Origin of the sequence: Mangrovimonas sp. DI 80, assembly GCF_001975575.1 — a bacterium.
Taxonomy (GTDB): Bacteria; Bacteroidota; Bacteroidia; order Flavobacteriales; family Flavobacteriaceae; genus Mangrovimonas_A; species Mangrovimonas_A xylaniphaga.
Genome location: NZ_MSDT01000010.1, coordinates 68399 through 83324, shown reverse-complemented (window position 1 = coordinate 83324; position 14926 = coordinate 68399). Strand labels below are relative to the sequence as shown.

Here is a 14926-nt window from a genome sequence, read left to right as displayed (position 1 = left end):
ATTATGGAAGAACAAAATAAAAAAATTCTCCTTGTTGAGGATGACCCAAATTTTGGAACGGTATTAAAGGACTATTTAACCATGAACGATTACGATGTTGTTCATGCTAAAAATGGGATGGAAGGTTTTGAAAAATTCAAGAAGGACGATTTTGATTTGTGTATCCTAGATGTCATGATGCCTTACAAGGATGGGTTTACCTTGGCCAAAGAAATTAGAGAGAAAAACACCGAAGTTCCAATCATTTTTCTAACCGCCAAAGCAATGAAGGAAGATGTTTTGAAAGGGTATAAAGTAGGAGCCGATGATTATTTGAACAAACCTTTCGACAGTGAGGTATTGCTTATGAAAATTAAGGCCATCATGCAACGTAAGGCTACCGAAACAGTTACAGATAGCAAACAGTTTGAGTTCAAAATTGGTAGATTCGATTTAAACTCCAAATTGAGATTCTTGCGATTTGACGGGGGGGAACCTATTAAATTGTCACCAAAGGAAAATGAATTGTTACGTATGTTGGCTCTTCATGAAAACGATTTGATGCCTAGGGAATTGGCCTTGACAAAAATTTGGAGAGACGATAACTATTTTACCTCTCGTAGTATGGATGTTTACATTGCCAAGCTTCGTAAATATTTAAAACCAGATGAAAACGTAGAGATTTTAAATATACATGGAGAAGGGTTTAGATTGGTAGTGAACCAAAGCGCTTAATTCTTCCTCTTCCAATAATAAAAAAGCCTATCAATTTTTGATAGGCTTTTTACTTTAAAAAAATGGGTGAATATTAGATAACTTTTACGTTTACTGCGTTCAATCCTTTTCTTCCTTCGGTAAGATCAAATTCTACTTCATCTCCTTCGCGAATCTCATCCTCTAAACCAGAAATGTGTACAAAATGTTCTTTGTTGGTCCCTTCTTCAACGATAAACCCAAAACCTTTTGAGTCGTTGAAGAACTTTACTGTACCTTTACTCATAATATAAATTAATTTAATAAAGGGCCAAAGGTAGGGTTAATAAACGGATTACAGCTATAATCTTAAGTTTATTTTAATTTATTGTTTTTCAACTAGTTTTGTGATGTCGTTTATGATGGTTTCCAAAGGTGTTGTATAGTCAAACCAAAGGATGTTTTCATTTTTTTTGAACCATGTAAATTGGCGCTTGGCAAAGCGTCTGGAGTTCTTTTTTATTTCCGAGACCGCAAAATCCAAAGTCCAATTGCCATTGAAATATTCAAACAATTCTTTGTAACCTACGGTATTGAGGGCATTTAAGTGCTGGTTGGGTAACAAAGCTTTGGCTTCTTCAAGAAGACCACTTTCCATCATGATATCTACTCGTTTGTTGATTCTTTCATAAACGATTTCACGATCGGCAGTCAAACCAACAGTAATAGTTTTGAATGGACGCTTGCTTTCCTTTTGGTTTAAATAAGAAGCATACGGTTTTCCTGTTCCAATAGAAACTTCCAAAGCACGTATCACTCTATGTGGGTTATCAATCGCGATACGATTGTAGGATTCTGGATCGAGTTCCTTTAATTGGTTTTGCAAAACGCCAAGTCCTTCGGTTTCTAAAGTTTCATTTAGTCCTTCTCTAATTTTAGGGTCTAGGTCTGGGAAATCATCCAGTCCTTTGGTCACGGCATCTACATATAGTCCAGAACCACCTACCATAATCACCACATCATGGGTTTTAAACAATACATCTAGACATTCTATGGCATCTCTTTCGAAGGCTCCAACATTATAATCGGTTTCAATTGATTTATGGTGAATGAAATGATGGGGCGCAGCAGCCAATTCTTCTGGAGAAGGGGCAGCGGTGCCTATTTGCATTTCCTTGAAAAATTGTCTGGAATCTGCCGAAATTATTTCGGTGTTAAAATGTTGAGCCAGTTGAATACTTAAGGCTGTTTTTCCTATGGCTGTTGGTCCAACAATAGAAATAAGATATTTAGTCATAGTGTAATTTACTTCCGCATTTATAGCAATATTTTGCTTCATCTTGGTGTTTATCTGCTAAACAATTTGAGCAGCTTTGCGTATTCACATGTACAGTATCTTCCTTTGTTGTTTTGTTGGGAGACTTACTTTGGCTGGTATATTCGGCTGACACAATTCCTGTAGGCACCGCGATGATTCCGTAACCCAAAATCATTACCAAAGATGCTATAAATTGCCCTAAGGGTGTTTGTGGAGCAATGTCTCCAAACCCTACAGTGGTTAAGGTTACGATACACCAATACACACTTTTGGGAATATTTGAAAACCCATTTTCTTCACCTTCTACTAGATACATTATGGTTCCCAAAATAATGGAAATAATAAGCACAGCGAATAAAAACACAGCAATTTTTGCTCTACTGGCTTTAAGGGCGTTGACCAAATTATTGGAGGCGCCTAAAAATCTGGCCAACTTCAATACTCTAAATACCCGCAAAAGTCTCAAGGCTCGTAAAGCAATCAAGGCATGGGTTCCTGCAAAAATAAGTGACAAGTATTTGGGTATGGTAGAAAGTAAATCTATTATTCCATAAAAGCTGGTGATATACCTAAAGGGTTTTTTTACTGAAATAATTCTAGCAATGTATTCAATGGTGAATAGAATGGTTATGACCCATTCTGAGATGTTTAAAAAGTCATGATAGCGATTGTCAATTCTCTTTACGCTTTCCAACATCACCAAAATAATACTGGCAAGTATGGCAAAGAACAAAATAATATCAAATAACTTTCCAGCAGGAGTATCAGCTTCATAAATGATTTCATGAAGCTGAGTTTTCCAGTTTTTATTTGATTTTTGGTTACTCATTAATCCAAAAGTACTAAAAGATTTAGGATTTTTTCTCCAATACAATCAGGGAGTTGTGTTGGATGTCTACAATTTTTCCAAAGAATATTTTTAGGCTTTTATAATACTCAGGACCGTAAATAGATTCCTTAAAATCAAATTTGAGGTAAAGCATGACATTGTTGTCTTCTTTTTTAGAATTGAATATTAGGGTACCTGTATTGTTGGGTAATGAGATTGTGAAATTTTCAGGGATTTCTAAGATATCTAGATCATCTGCCACTTGTATTTGTAGTTTATACATGAAGGAATCATTAAAACCAAAGTCGATAGGGTAGTTGCGCTCCTGTAGTTTAAAAGGATTTTGTGAGAAGAATTTTAGCAAAAATGGATTGATATAAATTTTGTTGCCTGATTCGTTGAGTGGATATGAAATTTCCAAATTTTCTAAAAATTCGTAATCCGATTTGTTTTGGGTTGTTACCTCATGGTTTATTATTTCGATATCTTCAAATTTTTTGAAGTAGCTATCATAGTAATCGTCTCTGTTACTATGGAATTTTTTCTTGTTCGGTAGTGCGTGGTAACCAGTAGACCTTAGGTTAATATTGCCCGATAAAACATTATGGGTGTCAAGTTTCAGGTCTAGACTTTGTACTATAACAGAATTTTTTCTAGGGGAAATTTCTATCCATTCACTTCCTTTATCAAAATCTAAAAGTCGTCCATCTCTATTTAAACATTTGAATGGTATTTCTCCAAAATCCAAGAATTCATCTGTGGCATCTAGCAAAAAGCTCTCACTTCCAATGTTGACTTGTACAATTAAATAGTTGAAATCTGATAGAACAGGGTATATTGTAGTAACAAATCCATTGCCTCTGGTAGATAAAAGCACAGGTTTGACATCAATGCCTTGTTCATTTAAAAGGTTGTGAAGTAAAATGTTGATTTCAGAAACACAACCCGTTTTGTTTTTAATCAAATCTTTGACGGATACATCCTTGAAAAGATTATATTCTTTGTTCCATCGATAATTCTCTTGAACATATTTATAGATGAGCTGAGCTTTATCCAGAGGTGAATCACTCCCAGATAAAAGCGCTTCCATTTCATCATTTAGCCCAGTGTTTTTAAGAAATTGTCGTCCTATATCTTTATCAGTTTTGAGTTCATGGTCAACCGTTTTCCATGATTTTGTATAGTTGTTCACGGTACCATCAAATCCTTTGAATGTTTTTAGCTCGTAATCTATTCTAGCCAAATAATTTTCCTTGGTGGTCATATAGTCTTCTTCAACAAAGGCAGGAATATTTTCCATAGCATAGGTGCTCACTGCACAACCCGAATAGGCACCACCGGCACCACTAAGGCAATTCGGTTCAATATGAGAGTCATTTTTCACCAATTTTTGGGTTCCCACAAGTTTGATGTTATACTCCCAGTTACCTGGAATACTAGTTTCATACTCACTGTAAAGCTTTGGAATATCGCCTTGAAACTCCCATGATTTATATTTAAACATGTACGGGGAGATAAGAGTGTAGCTATAGGTGATAACGGAACCTTCTTTAATATTTGGAAAGGTAAACTTTACCAAGGTATTGTGTTCATCATAGGTTTCCCTAAAAACCTCACTGTTTTTCAGTTTCACTTTAGTAACCTTACCGTTTTCTAGATTATATACTGTCGCTTGTATGCTTTTAACATCTTCCTTATTGGATTTGTCATTATATAAATGGATGGTTACTGTGGCATTATCAAATCCTTCTTTGTTAAGGATTTTTAATTTCTTGGTGATTTCAGTATTCAATTTGTAAGTGTTTTTGTTCACGTAGCTTTTGCCATACTCATAAAGCATCAAGGCATTGGCAGTTGTATCATTTGGGTAAATGTTTGTTTCTAGATCACCTTTGGTGACGTTAAGGTCGGAGGAGTTAAAAGGTGATTGTGAGAACAGGAATAATGAAAAGAAAAGAAAAAGGATGGTTAAGGTTGGTTGTTTCATAAATTTTAAGGGTTGGTTAAAGTAATTAGTTTTAATTTTTTATGTTTCCTCAAATAACTTTGAATTATGTGTTGGCTATCTCTGTTGTTTTCCATGGGGGTGATGATGGCATCCAAAATTTCAGGTTTGGTAATTTGATGGTTCAAATTGTAATATCCTAAACCAACAAAAGCCCCATTTTTAATGCTCACAACAGAACGTTCGTCCAATTCCCGTCCTTTGTCAATAATGAGCATGTCCTTGTCTCGATAGCTGTTTTTGTCAATAAATTCCATTACCCTTGAGTTATAGTTATCGTGGGGCTCTTCGTTTACGCAAGCTCCAAGGCACTCCTTGATGGTATAATTGAAACAATTACTGGAAGTAGGGTAGAGTCCTGCCAATTTTTGACACAATTGAAATTCTTCTACAGTTTTAAAAAGAAATTGTTTGGCGCTTTGTTTGGTTGTAAACGTAGTAATTGGGTGTTTACGTCCGTCGGTTTTGTCAATTTTTAAGTTGATATAACCTGCTTCATCTTTATATGAGTAAAGAGCAAAGGTAAAGTTGTTACGTCGTAATGCTCTATTGAAAAGAGGTTTGTTACGTTTAATCTCGGCACTTTCCTTTAAAAGAGCAACAAGTTCGCTACCCGTTTCTTCATAGGTAACTGCAGCAGTTTGTAGTTGTAATTTTTTCGATTTGGTAGTAGTGGCCGAAAAATGTTGGCTTACCCTATTTTTGATATTGTTGCTTTTACCAATGTAAATGATTTCGCCATCGTCATTATGTAAATAATAGACGCCAGTTACGTTGGGCAATTCGTCAATAATGCGTTTTAAATTGGGGTTGATTTGCTTCTGGTCAGACTTTAAAGCATCCTGAATGATGTATTTGTCCAAATCCTTGTTCAGTATCATTTTGAAAAGCTTCACAGTAGCCATGGCATCCCCAGCAGCGCGATGTCTATCGCTTACAGGGATTCCTAAAGATCTGGCTAATTTTCCTAAACTATAGGAGTCCTGTCCTGGAATCAGCTTTTTCGACAATTCAACAGTACAAAGGGTTTTTCGTTTGTAGCCAAAACCCAAGCGTTTGAATTCGGTTTTCAGAATTCGGTAGTCAAATTGGGCATTGTGGGCTACGATAATGCAGTCTTCCGTAATTTCTACTATACGTTTGGCCACTTCGTAAAACTTAGGAGCATTTCGAAGCATGTTACTGTTGATGCCTGTAAGGTTGACCACAAAAGGCTGAATTTCGCGTTCAGGATTCACTAGGCTTACAAATTGGTCTACTACTTTATGGCCATCAAATTTGTAAATGGCTATTTCGGTAATACCTTCCTCATTGTACTTTCCTCCGGTAGTTTCTATGTCAAGTATTGCGTAAATAACGTTGCCTCTTTCAGTGAAAATTATAAATAGTTGCGCTCGCCAAAAATACTGCTTCCAACCCTCACCATGGTGCTGCCACATTCAATGGCAAGAGGGTAGTCGCTACTCATTCCCATAGAGATGATTTCCATTGGGTGAAAAGTATTAAGCTGCTCAAATGTAGTCTTTAAATTGGAAAACTCCGTTTTTATTTGGGCCTCATCATCGGTAAATGTCGCCATACCCATAACGCCAACAATGGCAATATGTTTTAAATTGGAAATAGAGCTATCTTGCAATAAGTTTACAGCTTCCTCCGGACTCATACCAAATTTTGAATCTTCCTCGGCAATTTTAATTTGAAGTAAACACTTGATAATTCTATTGTGTTTTTCCGCCTGCTTGTCAACTTCCTGCAATAATTTAAGGTTGTCAACCCCATGGATAAGGCTTACAAAGTGTGCCATGTACTTTACTTTATTACGCTGTACATGACCAATCATATGCCACTCAATGTCTTTTGGGAGCTCTTCATATTTTTCAGCCATTTCCTGTATTTTGTTTTCACCAAAAATACGCTGGCCACTATTGTAGGCTTCCATAATATCACTAGCAGGTTTGGTCTTGGAAACGGCGACCAGAGTGACATGTTTAGGCAATTGAGATTTTATTTGTAGAAGATTGTGTTGAATATCCATTTCTTACATGTGTTTAATGAAACTTGGCTTCAAATCCTTCTTTAGTAGATTTGAAGGAATCTTGATAACTGTAAGTTTAGCTTTTCTCTAATAGGAGGAATAGCTAAAAAGCAAATACCGATGTAGCGTTTCCATTACATCGGTATGGTATTGTTATTTTAAAAATTGAGAAGCGACCACTTCAGCTTTTTTGCTGCTTGAGTAATCGTAAAAACCTTCACCAGATTTTACTCCCAATTTTCCTGCACGTACCATATTTACTAAAAGTGGACAAGGTGCATATTTTGGGTTTTTGAAACCTTCGTACATTACATTTAGAATAGATAGACATACGTCCAATCCAATAAAGTCGGCCAATTGTAATGGACCCATTGGGTGCGCCATTCCTAATTTCATCACCGTGTCAATTTCAGCTACTCCAGCAACACCGTTGTAAAGTGTTTCAATGGATTCGTTTAGCATTGGCATTAATATGCGATTTGCTACAAAACCTGGGTAATCGTTCACTTCAACTGGGACCTTATCCAAAGCTTTAGACAATTCCATAATGGTATTGGTTACTTCGTCGCTAGTGTTGTACCCACGAATGATCTCTACCAATTTCATAATTGGCACAGGATTCATAAAGTGCATTCCAATAACCTTTGTTGGGCGGGAGGTAGCGGCAGCAATTTGAGTAATCGAGATAGAAGACGTGTTAGTGGCCAGAATGGTGTTTTCATCACAAGCTTCGTCTAATTGCTCAAATATTTTTAGCTTAAGATCAACGTTTTCTGTTGCAGCTTCAACCACCAAATCCGAAGCTTTTACGCCTTCAGCAATAGAGGTAAAGGTGGTGATGTTATTTAGTGTTTCCAGTTTGTCTGCTTCAGTGATTTTTTCCTTGGCAACCATTCTGTCTAAATTCTTGGCAATGGTATTCAAGCCTCTTTCAAGAGAAGCTTCACTAATATCGATAAGGTGAACATTGAAGCCTTTTTGGGCAAAGGTGTGTGCAATTCCATTTCCCATGGTGCCGGCTCCAATAACTGCTATATTTTTCATATATATTAAAATTTGTGTCCCTTTGTTCTTGGAAAGGGGGTATTATTAAACTCTTGCTAATTTGGGTATTGCAATAGTGGGTACTAGCAATAAATGGTTGGTTGAAATGTTAAGTCGGTCTATTAAAACTGATCAATAATCATATGAGCCACCCGAAGTGCTTCTGTTCCATCAAGTAAAGTCACAACAGGAGCCGTATCTGTATTGATAGCATGTGCAAATGATTCCAACTCATCCAAAATGGCATTGTTGGCCGTGATGTCCGGATTGTCAAAATAGATCTGTTTCTTCACGCCTTCGGCATTTTGTAGAATCATATCAAAGTCTCCAGGATGTTCTGGGGCATCCTTCATTTTTACCACTTCGCATTTTTTCTCCAAAAAGTCTACAGAGATATAGGCGTCACGTTGAAAGAAACGTGTTTTACGCATGTTTTTCAAAGAAATTCTGCTAGCCGTTAGGTTGGCTACACAGCCATTTTCAAACTCTATTCTGGCATTGGCAATGTCTGGAGTATCGCTAATAACAGAAACACCACTGGCCGAAACGTTTTTAATTTTTGAATTCACCACGCTTAGAATAACGTCGATGTCATGGATCATCAAATCCAAAACCACAGGAACATCAGTTCCTCTTGGGTTGAATTCCGCTAATCGGTGGGTTTCTATAAACATTGGGTTGTGTACGCTTTCCTTAACTGCAATAAAGGCAGGATTGAAACGCTCTACATGTCCCACTTGTCCTCGAAGTCCATTTTCAGCCAAAAGTTCCCTGATGTGTTCGGCTTCTTCGATGGTATTTGTAATAGGTTTTTCTATAAAGATATGTTTGCCCTTGGCAATGGCCTTTTTAGCACACTCATAATGCGATAGAGTAGGTGTTACAATGTCCACCATATCCACAGCATCTATAAGTTCGTCGATGTCTTTAAAGTAGGTATACCCAAATTCTTCTACAACTTTTTGGGCATTGGCTTCGTTAGGATCATAGAACCCAACAAGCTCATATTTATCTGATTGATTGAGTAATCTTAAGTGAATTTTTCCAAGATGACCAGCACCAAGAACTCCTGCTTTCAACATGTTTTTGAGTTTTTAACAAAACTAAGTATTTTTCATTATTTGGGGACTTAAAAATGGAATAAAATAACCTTCTAAAGAGAGTTGATAAAACAAGGAATTTTAATTTTTGCCTTTAAAATGTTTGAAGTAATTTTGCCTTGAAAAGCTTACCAACATTGAAAGACACGTTTAAACATCAAGGAATGAGACAGCAACTTGTAGAAGTTGTTAGAGCTAAAGGAATTACCAATGAAAAGGTTTTAAAAGCCATCGGTACCATCCCAAGGCATTTGTTTATGGATTCTAGTTTTTTGGATCACGCATATCAAGATAAGGCGTTTCCAATTGCGGCAGACCAAACCATTTCCCAACCTTACACCGTGGCATTTCAAACCGAACTTTTAAATATCAAGCCGGGAGACCAAATATTGGAAATTGGTACAGGAAGTGGCTATCAAACAGCAGTTTTGTGCTTGATGGGTGCTAAAGTGTTCAGTATTGAACGTCAACAGGAATTGTTCAGAATCACCAGTAAGTTTTTGCCAAAATTGGGCTATCGTCCTAAAAAGCTAATTTTTGGAGATGGCTATAAAGGGATGCCTGAAGAAGCACCTTTTGATGGTATCATTGTAACTGCAGGTGCTCCGTTTGTGCCTAAACCTTTGTTGAGCCAATTAAAAATTGGTGGTCGTTTGGTAATCCCTGTGGGAGTGGATGTGCAAACTATGACCCTCTTCATTAGAAAAGGACCAAAAGAGTTTGAACAACACGAGTTTGGTGAATTCCGTTTTGTTCCACTATTGGAAGATAAAAATTAAGGCTTTGGTAAATAGTCTTCAGGAATAGGAGTTCCTTCCGTTTCCAAAGTCCAATACAGATTTACAACCCACCAACGTTGCCCGTCAAAAAGCAATTCAATGCTGTCTATTCCTCTAAGGAATGGGGTTTCGTCTTGCTCACTTCTGAAAGCTTCAAATGTGATAAAAGCGTGGGTTATATTTCCGTAAGATTGGGTAACTCTGTGAACTTCTTTTTTGATGTAACCGTTTGCAAGAATCCAGTCATTGGTGGTATTGATGTAATCTTCCACCGAAAGATAATTGGTATCATAAATACCTTTTACGCCATCTTTATAGGCCGGGATCAACTTTGCCTCGTTTTTAAAAAGGTATTTAAATAGTTTCCAATCGCGTTCAACTCCTTTTTCTCCTGAAATGGCTCCGTAAAGGGAAGTAATGGTAGAGTCTAAAGTAATGGTTTTTCCTAAGTAGCTCACTGGAGCTTCTTCGGCTTCCTGAGCATTGATGTTACAAATAGTGGTTAAAAAAAGTAAGGATGTAAGGGCGAAAGTTTTCATGCGGTTCACTAAAAAAATTTGCTAAAATTAATCAATTAAAGAGTTTCAACCCAAAAATAAAGGCGTCACTTTGGAATCCGTTTTGGTAAGAACGCACATAATCAAGTCTTAAGAACCTAAATTTACCCCAGCCTATGTTATCAATCCCAACCGAATATTCTTGGTAAGGTTTATAGGTTTCAGAGGAAAGAGCATGGGCACCGACAGTCAAGTTGTAATTTAATTTATTCAGCAATGGAATTTTACCCAAAATGTATCCATTAAAGTTGTGTTCGGCATGTAATTCCAAATATTTGTCGTTTGTGCTTAAGGAGTAGTACGGCAAATTGTTGAATACATTGGTGTAGCTTCCAGAGGAACTAACATGGGTTTGGTTGCCATTGAAATGTTGGTAATCCATAAATGCAATATCCTCGGCATTGAAAAAAGTCCCAGCTCTAAGGTTGTATGCAAAATCCCCTTTGTTACCAAGCTCCACATTTTGGAAAATGCGCAGTTTAAGTTGGTCAAAATTGTAAGCGTTAATAAAGGCTCCAAATCCTTTTTCATATCCTATGGCCAAGGTTGGGTATTTGGTTTCTATGACGGTGTATTTGCTGTCAGGATAACTAAAATATTCCTGTCCAAAATTAAAGGTGGCACTTAGGTTAAATTTGAAAATGTTGTGCGTATTGAACGGTGCAATGCCAAAGGCTGTTTCATCCAACGGGTTATTACTAGTGTAGGTATCGTCACTTTCGTTGATAAAGGTGGTATCTGTGGTGTTGAAAAGTGGTTTCCTGCGTTCGTAGCTTATGTTGCTGTACAATTTGAAGCCATTGAAAAGTTCCTTTGAAAAGCTTATTTCAGCAAAACTTTTATCGTAAAATTTCATGTAATTATCTTCAAAGAACAGAGAACTAATACTGTTTATTAATTTTGAAATTGGCTCTGCTCCATTAAATTGTTGGGTGGTTACACCTCCCGAAACCATTAGATATGGTCTACTTATATTATTAAATTTATAATGAGCTGAAAAGACGCCTCGCAATCTCTGATCTCCTAAGCCGTAATTAAGGGTTGCTCTTGTGAAGAAATAGCGTTTGAATTCATCGATGTTTTTTGTGTAGTGAATACCAACAGAACTATTAAAACCCTGAACCGTATTAAAATTAAGCGCTGAAAGGGGAGAGGAAACACCTAAACTCCATTTTTCATAGGAATTGGAAAATGTATAACCAGAAAAGATATCGGAAAATTTGAACTTATTGGATACCCTGTCTGTGGAATCCAAATAGGTTTTAGACCTTTTGATTGTTTGAATACTATCTTTTTTTAAATAATCTTGAATTTCTTCCTCGGTTAGGGGGACAGGTCTATTGATCTCCCAATACAAGGAGTCTTTTTTGTTGGCTTCCTCTTTAAAGGAGAGTATTTCTTTTCCAAAATTGCGTTTTGAAAATTCTGGATTGAAATTGTAATCACTATAGACAGAAGTGTAATGGCCTTCTCCATTGATACCAAACATGCCAAAGGAAAAATCAATGTTTTGCGACATCAAGGCCCAAACCTTATCCTGTTGGGAGTAGGAGAAATTTTGTTTAAGAGTGATGGTGTCGGCTCCAGGGATTTGTGCCTGTTGGCCGGTAGTCGTTAATTCAAGAGCGTAAATGGTCCATTGGTCTTCCACAATATACATATGTCCTTCAAATACCCGATCGTTTTTGCGTTTCGGGGTGACCTTTATTTTATTGATAAGGTTTCCAAAATCGTCATAGAAAATCCCTTCCAAAGTGTAGAGGTAATAGTTAAAGGCGTATTCTGCAATTGGGGAAATGAGAGGATTTTCTAAATCAATGGTGTTGTTGTAAAAGTTGAAATTGGCATCCATGGCCGTATTAAAGCTAAAGCCGTTGTCGTCGCCACTAACCTTTGAGGCAATAATAGTTTCCTTGAGTTTGTTGGGGTAGAGGTAGTCAATTTTTGAAACAGTTTCTGAAAGGTAAATGATTCCACTTCTAGTAGAATCCAAACCGCCTCCCAAATCTCCCAACTCCTGACCTAAAATGGCTTTTGGAGCATTTTTGATTTTCAGTAATCCCCTGGAATAGTAGTGAGCATTGAAAGCTTTGATGAGCTCAAGGTTCTCTTTTCGTTTGTCTATGGTAGCCCTCATGATTTTGTTGGCTGGATTTTCGTTGGTTTTTACAACGACTTCCTGAAGGGATATTTCTTCTTCCTGCAAAATCACGTCCAATTGATATGGGAAGTTTTCAATGGCTACTGTTTTTTTGAGGGTTTTATAACCTAAATATTTAAAGGTAATTGTATAAGTTTTGGGAGCGGAGACGTTCAGCTCATAAACGCCATTATCGTTACTAGTAGTGCCTGTGTAGGTGTTTTCTATATAAATATTAACAAAGGCTAAAGGGGTATTATTGCTGTCTTTTACAGTGCCTTGAATTTGCGCCAAGGCATAAAACGTCTGCAAAAAACTAAAAAGTAAAACTAGTTTTTGTTTCATATAGGTGTTGGTTGATGGAGCAAGAAATTTTCTTTAAAATGTCCGTGCATGAACTTTTGGTTATAAACATATGGAAAAGTACTGTTATAACCATTTAAAAAATTACTTGTAAATTTTCTTGATACGATCCAAGTTACGCTTGTTGTCGCGGTCTTTGATGGTGTCTCTTTTATCGTAAAGCTTTTTACCTTTTGCCAAAGCAATATCCATTTTGGCGTATCCTTTTTCGTTGATGAACACACGAAGCGGTACAATGGTAAGTCCTTTAACGGTTACGTCCTTCTGAAGTTTTTTAAGCTCCCTTTTGTTAAGAAGTAGTTTGCGTTCGGCTTTTGGTTTATGGTTGTAGTAGTTGCCGTAAACGTATTCCTGAATGGTCATGTTGATGACAAACAGTTCGCCACGGTCGTTAAATTCGCAAAAACTCTCGGCAATAGAGGCCTTACTATCCCGGATGGATTTTATTTCGGTACCTGTTAAAACAATTCCAGCAGTATAAGTGTCAAGAATTTCGAATTCAAACTTGGCTCTTTTATTTTTTATGTTGACCGTTTTTTGCATAGCACAAAACTACGTTTTTTATAATTTATGCTAAATACCTTTTGAGAATTTTATTGCGGTTTCAGAGAAGTCCTCAGTCTATGGTAAGTATATAGTCGGTGACAGTTTCTTTAAATAATACAACAATATATAGGAAGCTGTTGTTGTTGTCTTCCATCATGAGATATTTGTCTTGGGAAATGAGGGCGTTTGCTATAGCAGGTGTTGTGTTGCTATGGCCAACAATAAGTACGGTTTGCCCTTTTGTGTCATTTAAGAAGGTGTTTATATCTAGGTTGTTTGGATCGTATAGTTCAATCTCAATGTTGAATCTTTTGGCAATTGGTCCTACGGTTTCCAAAGTTCTAAAGTAGTCTGTAGAAAAAATACGATCAAAAGGAACTTGACTAAATATGCTGTCCCATTGGGTGGCGCGTTTCAAACCAATTTCTGAAAGGTGGGGGTTTGGGTTGGAAAGATCTGTTCTGTCTTTTTCTGCATGCCGAATTAAAAAGTAAGTGGAAGTTTTATTGCTCGATTCTTGTGAAAAGCCTTGAAAAGACAATAGTAAAAGAAACAAAAGACAGAAGGGTTTCATGTTGGATACTAATGGATTATATCCAAATATAAAACAAATTAGGGCCGAAGCCCTAATCTAATGTTTTGAAATTCAATAAGTTTTGCTGCTTGTTAGTCTTCGACTTTTAAAGCTTTGTCTGTAACAATAGCAACTCCGGCCGATGTTCCAATTCTGTCCACACCTATATCAATATATTTTTGAGCGGTTTCATAATCTTTTATACCACCAGAGGCTTTAATCTTGACATTATTACGAACCGTTTTCTTAATGATTTTTACTGCTGTTAAAGTTGCTCCGCTATTTGAGAAACCCGTTGAGGTTTTGATGAAATCGGCTTTGGCATCCATACAAATTTCGCAGGCTTTGATGATTTCGTTTTTAGACAATTCGCTAATTTCAAGAATTACTTTAAGCGGAATGCGTCCTATAGCTTGTTTTACATCACTAATGTCTTTATAAACTGCAACGTAATTTTTACTTTTTAAAAAGCCAATGTTTATTACCATATCTATTTCGTTGGCTCCTTGGTTTACGGCAGCTTTAGCTTCACAAACTTTAGCTTCGGTGGACATGGCTCCTAAAGGAAACCCAACAACCGTGCATACTTTTACATCTGTTTTTTCCAAAAGTTGATGGGCAAGAGGAACATAACAACCATTCACGCAAACAGAATAAAAATGATGTTTTTTTGCGTCGTTACATAAGTCTATAATGTCCCTTTCGGAAGTGGTGGGTTTTAATACCGTGTGGTCTATGTATTTACTAATCTTCATGTTTCAGTAGGTTTAATATTGATTTGATGTAAGCTTTCTTAAATGAATCATTTAAAGGAAGTTACAAGTCAATAGTGTCTATGTAATTGGGGAATTAATAGCGGGTCAAAATTAAGAAATTAATCTTAATTAGATAAAGTGAAAACTTAAACTTTATTGCCTTTGAACGAAAAATTTCACAAAAATTAACAAGTTTTGGGACTTGATAA

15 protein-coding genes are annotated in these 14926 nt (G+C 36.6%); 2 read left to right on the top strand and 13 right to left on the bottom strand.

All coding sequences use genetic code 11. From position 1 onward, the window contains the following. Positions 1–3 precede the first annotated feature (3 nt). Positions 4–714 carry a response regulator transcription factor gene (locus BKM32_RS15905; protein ID WP_053977593.1) on the top strand — a complete coding sequence of 237 codons (711 nt, stop codon included), beginning with the start codon at positions 4–6 and terminating at the stop codon, positions 712–714. A 73-nt stretch (positions 715–787) separates the two neighbouring features. Here BKM32_RS15905 and BKM32_RS15900 read toward each other — a convergent pair whose 3' ends face one another. From BKM32_RS15900 to BKM32_RS15865, 8 genes are all read right to left on the bottom strand, one after another. Continuing rightward, positions 788–979 carry a cold-shock protein gene (locus BKM32_RS15900; RefSeq protein WP_053977594.1) on the bottom strand — a complete coding sequence of 64 codons (192 nt, stop codon included), beginning with the start codon at positions 977–979 and terminating at the stop codon, positions 788–790. A 78-nt stretch (positions 980–1057) separates the two neighbouring features. Continuing rightward, positions 1058–2011 (bottom strand): tRNA (adenosine(37)-N6)-dimethylallyltransferase MiaA, encoded by a 954-nt coding sequence (miaA, locus tag BKM32_RS15895; RefSeq protein WP_253187473.1) that lies wholly within the window; start codon positions 2009–2011, stop codon positions 1058–1060. Continuing rightward, positions 1962–2819, bottom strand: a complete 858-nt coding sequence (locus tag BKM32_RS15890; RefSeq protein ID WP_076665334.1) for an ion transporter — start codon at positions 2817–2819, stop codon at positions 1962–1964. The genes miaA and BKM32_RS15890 overlap by 50 nt, the downstream gene beginning before the upstream one ends. Before the next feature lie 22 nt (positions 2820–2841). Then, a complete protein-coding gene (locus BKM32_RS15885) occupies positions 2842–4806 on the bottom strand; it encodes a DUF3857 domain-containing protein (protein ID WP_076665195.1) in 1965 nt (654 codons plus the stop codon). A gap of 5 nt (positions 4807–4811) precedes the next feature. Then, positions 4812–6179: a 3'-5' exonuclease family protein gene (locus BKM32_RS15880; RefSeq protein ID WP_076665326.1), complete on the bottom strand. Its 1368-nt coding sequence runs from the start codon at positions 6177–6179 to the stop codon at positions 4812–4814. 23 nt (positions 6180–6202) lie between these two features. Continuing rightward, positions 6203–6859 carry a YggS family pyridoxal phosphate-dependent enzyme gene (locus BKM32_RS15875; RefSeq protein WP_076665193.1) on the bottom strand — a complete coding sequence of 219 codons (657 nt, stop codon included), beginning with the start codon at positions 6857–6859 and terminating at the stop codon, positions 6203–6205. Between the two features lie 153 nt (positions 6860–7012). After that, positions 7013–7903: a 3-hydroxyacyl-CoA dehydrogenase family protein gene (locus tag BKM32_RS15870; protein ID WP_076665191.1), complete on the bottom strand. Its 891-nt coding sequence runs from the start codon at positions 7901–7903 to the stop codon at positions 7013–7015. Between the two features lie 122 nt (positions 7904–8025). After that, a complete protein-coding gene (locus BKM32_RS15865; protein WP_076665188.1) occupies positions 8026–8985 on the bottom strand; it encodes a Gfo/Idh/MocA family protein in 960 nt (319 codons plus the stop codon). A 155-nt stretch (positions 8986–9140) separates the two neighbouring features. On the opposite strand from BKM32_RS15865, the gene BKM32_RS15860 reads away from it, so the two are divergent. Further along, positions 9141–9782, top strand: a complete 642-nt coding sequence (locus BKM32_RS15860; protein WP_076665322.1) for a protein-L-isoaspartate(D-aspartate) O-methyltransferase — start codon at positions 9141–9143, stop codon at positions 9780–9782. On the opposite strand, the gene BKM32_RS15855 is transcribed toward BKM32_RS15860, so the two are convergent. The 5 genes from BKM32_RS15855 to deoC form a co-directional block, all read right to left on the bottom strand. Then, complete coding sequence (locus tag BKM32_RS15855; RefSeq protein WP_076665186.1) at positions 9779–10321, bottom strand: hypothetical protein; 543 nt, start codon at positions 10319–10321, stop codon at positions 9779–9781. The two genes, BKM32_RS15860 and BKM32_RS15855, sit on opposite strands and share 4 nt — an antisense overlap. A gap of 31 nt (positions 10322–10352) precedes the next feature. Then, positions 10353–12824: a DUF5686 and carboxypeptidase regulatory-like domain-containing protein gene (locus BKM32_RS15850; RefSeq protein WP_076665184.1), complete on the bottom strand. Its 2472-nt coding sequence runs from the start codon at positions 12822–12824 to the stop codon at positions 10353–10355. A 102-nt stretch (positions 12825–12926) separates the two neighbouring features. Then, a complete protein-coding gene (gene smpB / locus BKM32_RS15845; RefSeq protein ID WP_076665181.1) occupies positions 12927–13385 on the bottom strand; it encodes an SsrA-binding protein SmpB in 459 nt (152 codons plus the stop codon). A gap of 73 nt (positions 13386–13458) precedes the next feature. Beyond that, positions 13459–13962 (bottom strand): histidine phosphatase family protein, encoded by a 504-nt coding sequence (locus BKM32_RS15840; RefSeq protein WP_076665178.1) that lies wholly within the window; start codon positions 13960–13962, stop codon positions 13459–13461. Between the two features lie 92 nt (positions 13963–14054). Beyond that, entirely contained in the window at positions 14055–14717 is a 663-nt protein-coding gene (gene deoC / locus BKM32_RS15835; protein WP_076665176.1) for a deoxyribose-phosphate aldolase, read from the bottom strand. Positions 14718–14926: the final 209 nt, after the last annotated feature.

Bases quoted from the DNA above. Each gene is read 5' to 3' on its own strand.
- BKM32_RS15905 (WP_053977593.1), top strand. From the start codon at position 4: ATGGAAGAACAAAATAAAAAAATTCTCCTTGTTGAGGATGACCCAAAT.
- BKM32_RS15900 (WP_053977594.1), bottom strand. From the start codon at position 979: ATGAGTAAAGGTACAGTAAAGTTCTTCAACGACTCAAAAGGTTTTGGG.
- miaA (WP_253187473.1), bottom strand. From the start codon at position 2,011: ATGAAGCAAAATATTGCTATAAATGCGGAAGTAAATTACACTATGACT.
- BKM32_RS15890 (WP_076665334.1), bottom strand. From the start codon at position 2,819: ATGAGTAACCAAAAATCAAATAAAAACTGGAAAACTCAGCTTCATGAA.
- BKM32_RS15885 (WP_076665195.1), bottom strand. From the start codon at position 4,806: ATGAAACAACCAACCTTAACCATCCTTTTTCTTTTCTTTTCATTATTC.
- BKM32_RS15875 (WP_076665193.1), bottom strand. From the start codon at position 6,859: ATGGATATTCAACACAATCTTCTACAAATAAAATCTCAATTGCCTAAA.
- BKM32_RS15870 (WP_076665191.1), bottom strand. From the start codon at position 7,903: ATGAAAAATATAGCAGTTATTGGAGCCGGCACCATGGGAAATGGAATT.
- BKM32_RS15865 (WP_076665188.1), bottom strand. From the start codon at position 8,985: ATGTTGAAAGCAGGAGTTCTTGGTGCTGGTCATCTTGGAAAAATTCAC.
- BKM32_RS15855 (WP_076665186.1), bottom strand. From the start codon at position 10,321: ATGAAAACTTTCGCCCTTACATCCTTACTTTTTTTAACCACTATTTGT.
- BKM32_RS15850 (WP_076665184.1), bottom strand. From the start codon at position 12,824: ATGAAACAAAAACTAGTTTTACTTTTTAGTTTTTTGCAGACGTTTTAT.
- smpB (WP_076665181.1), bottom strand. From the start codon at position 13,385: ATGCAAAAAACGGTCAACATAAAAAATAAAAGAGCCAAGTTTGAATTC.
- BKM32_RS15840 (WP_076665178.1), bottom strand. From the start codon at position 13,962: ATGAAACCCTTCTGTCTTTTGTTTCTTTTACTATTGTCTTTTCAAGGC.
- deoC (WP_076665176.1), bottom strand. From the start codon at position 14,717: ATGAAGATTAGTAAATACATAGACCACACGGTATTAAAACCCACCACT.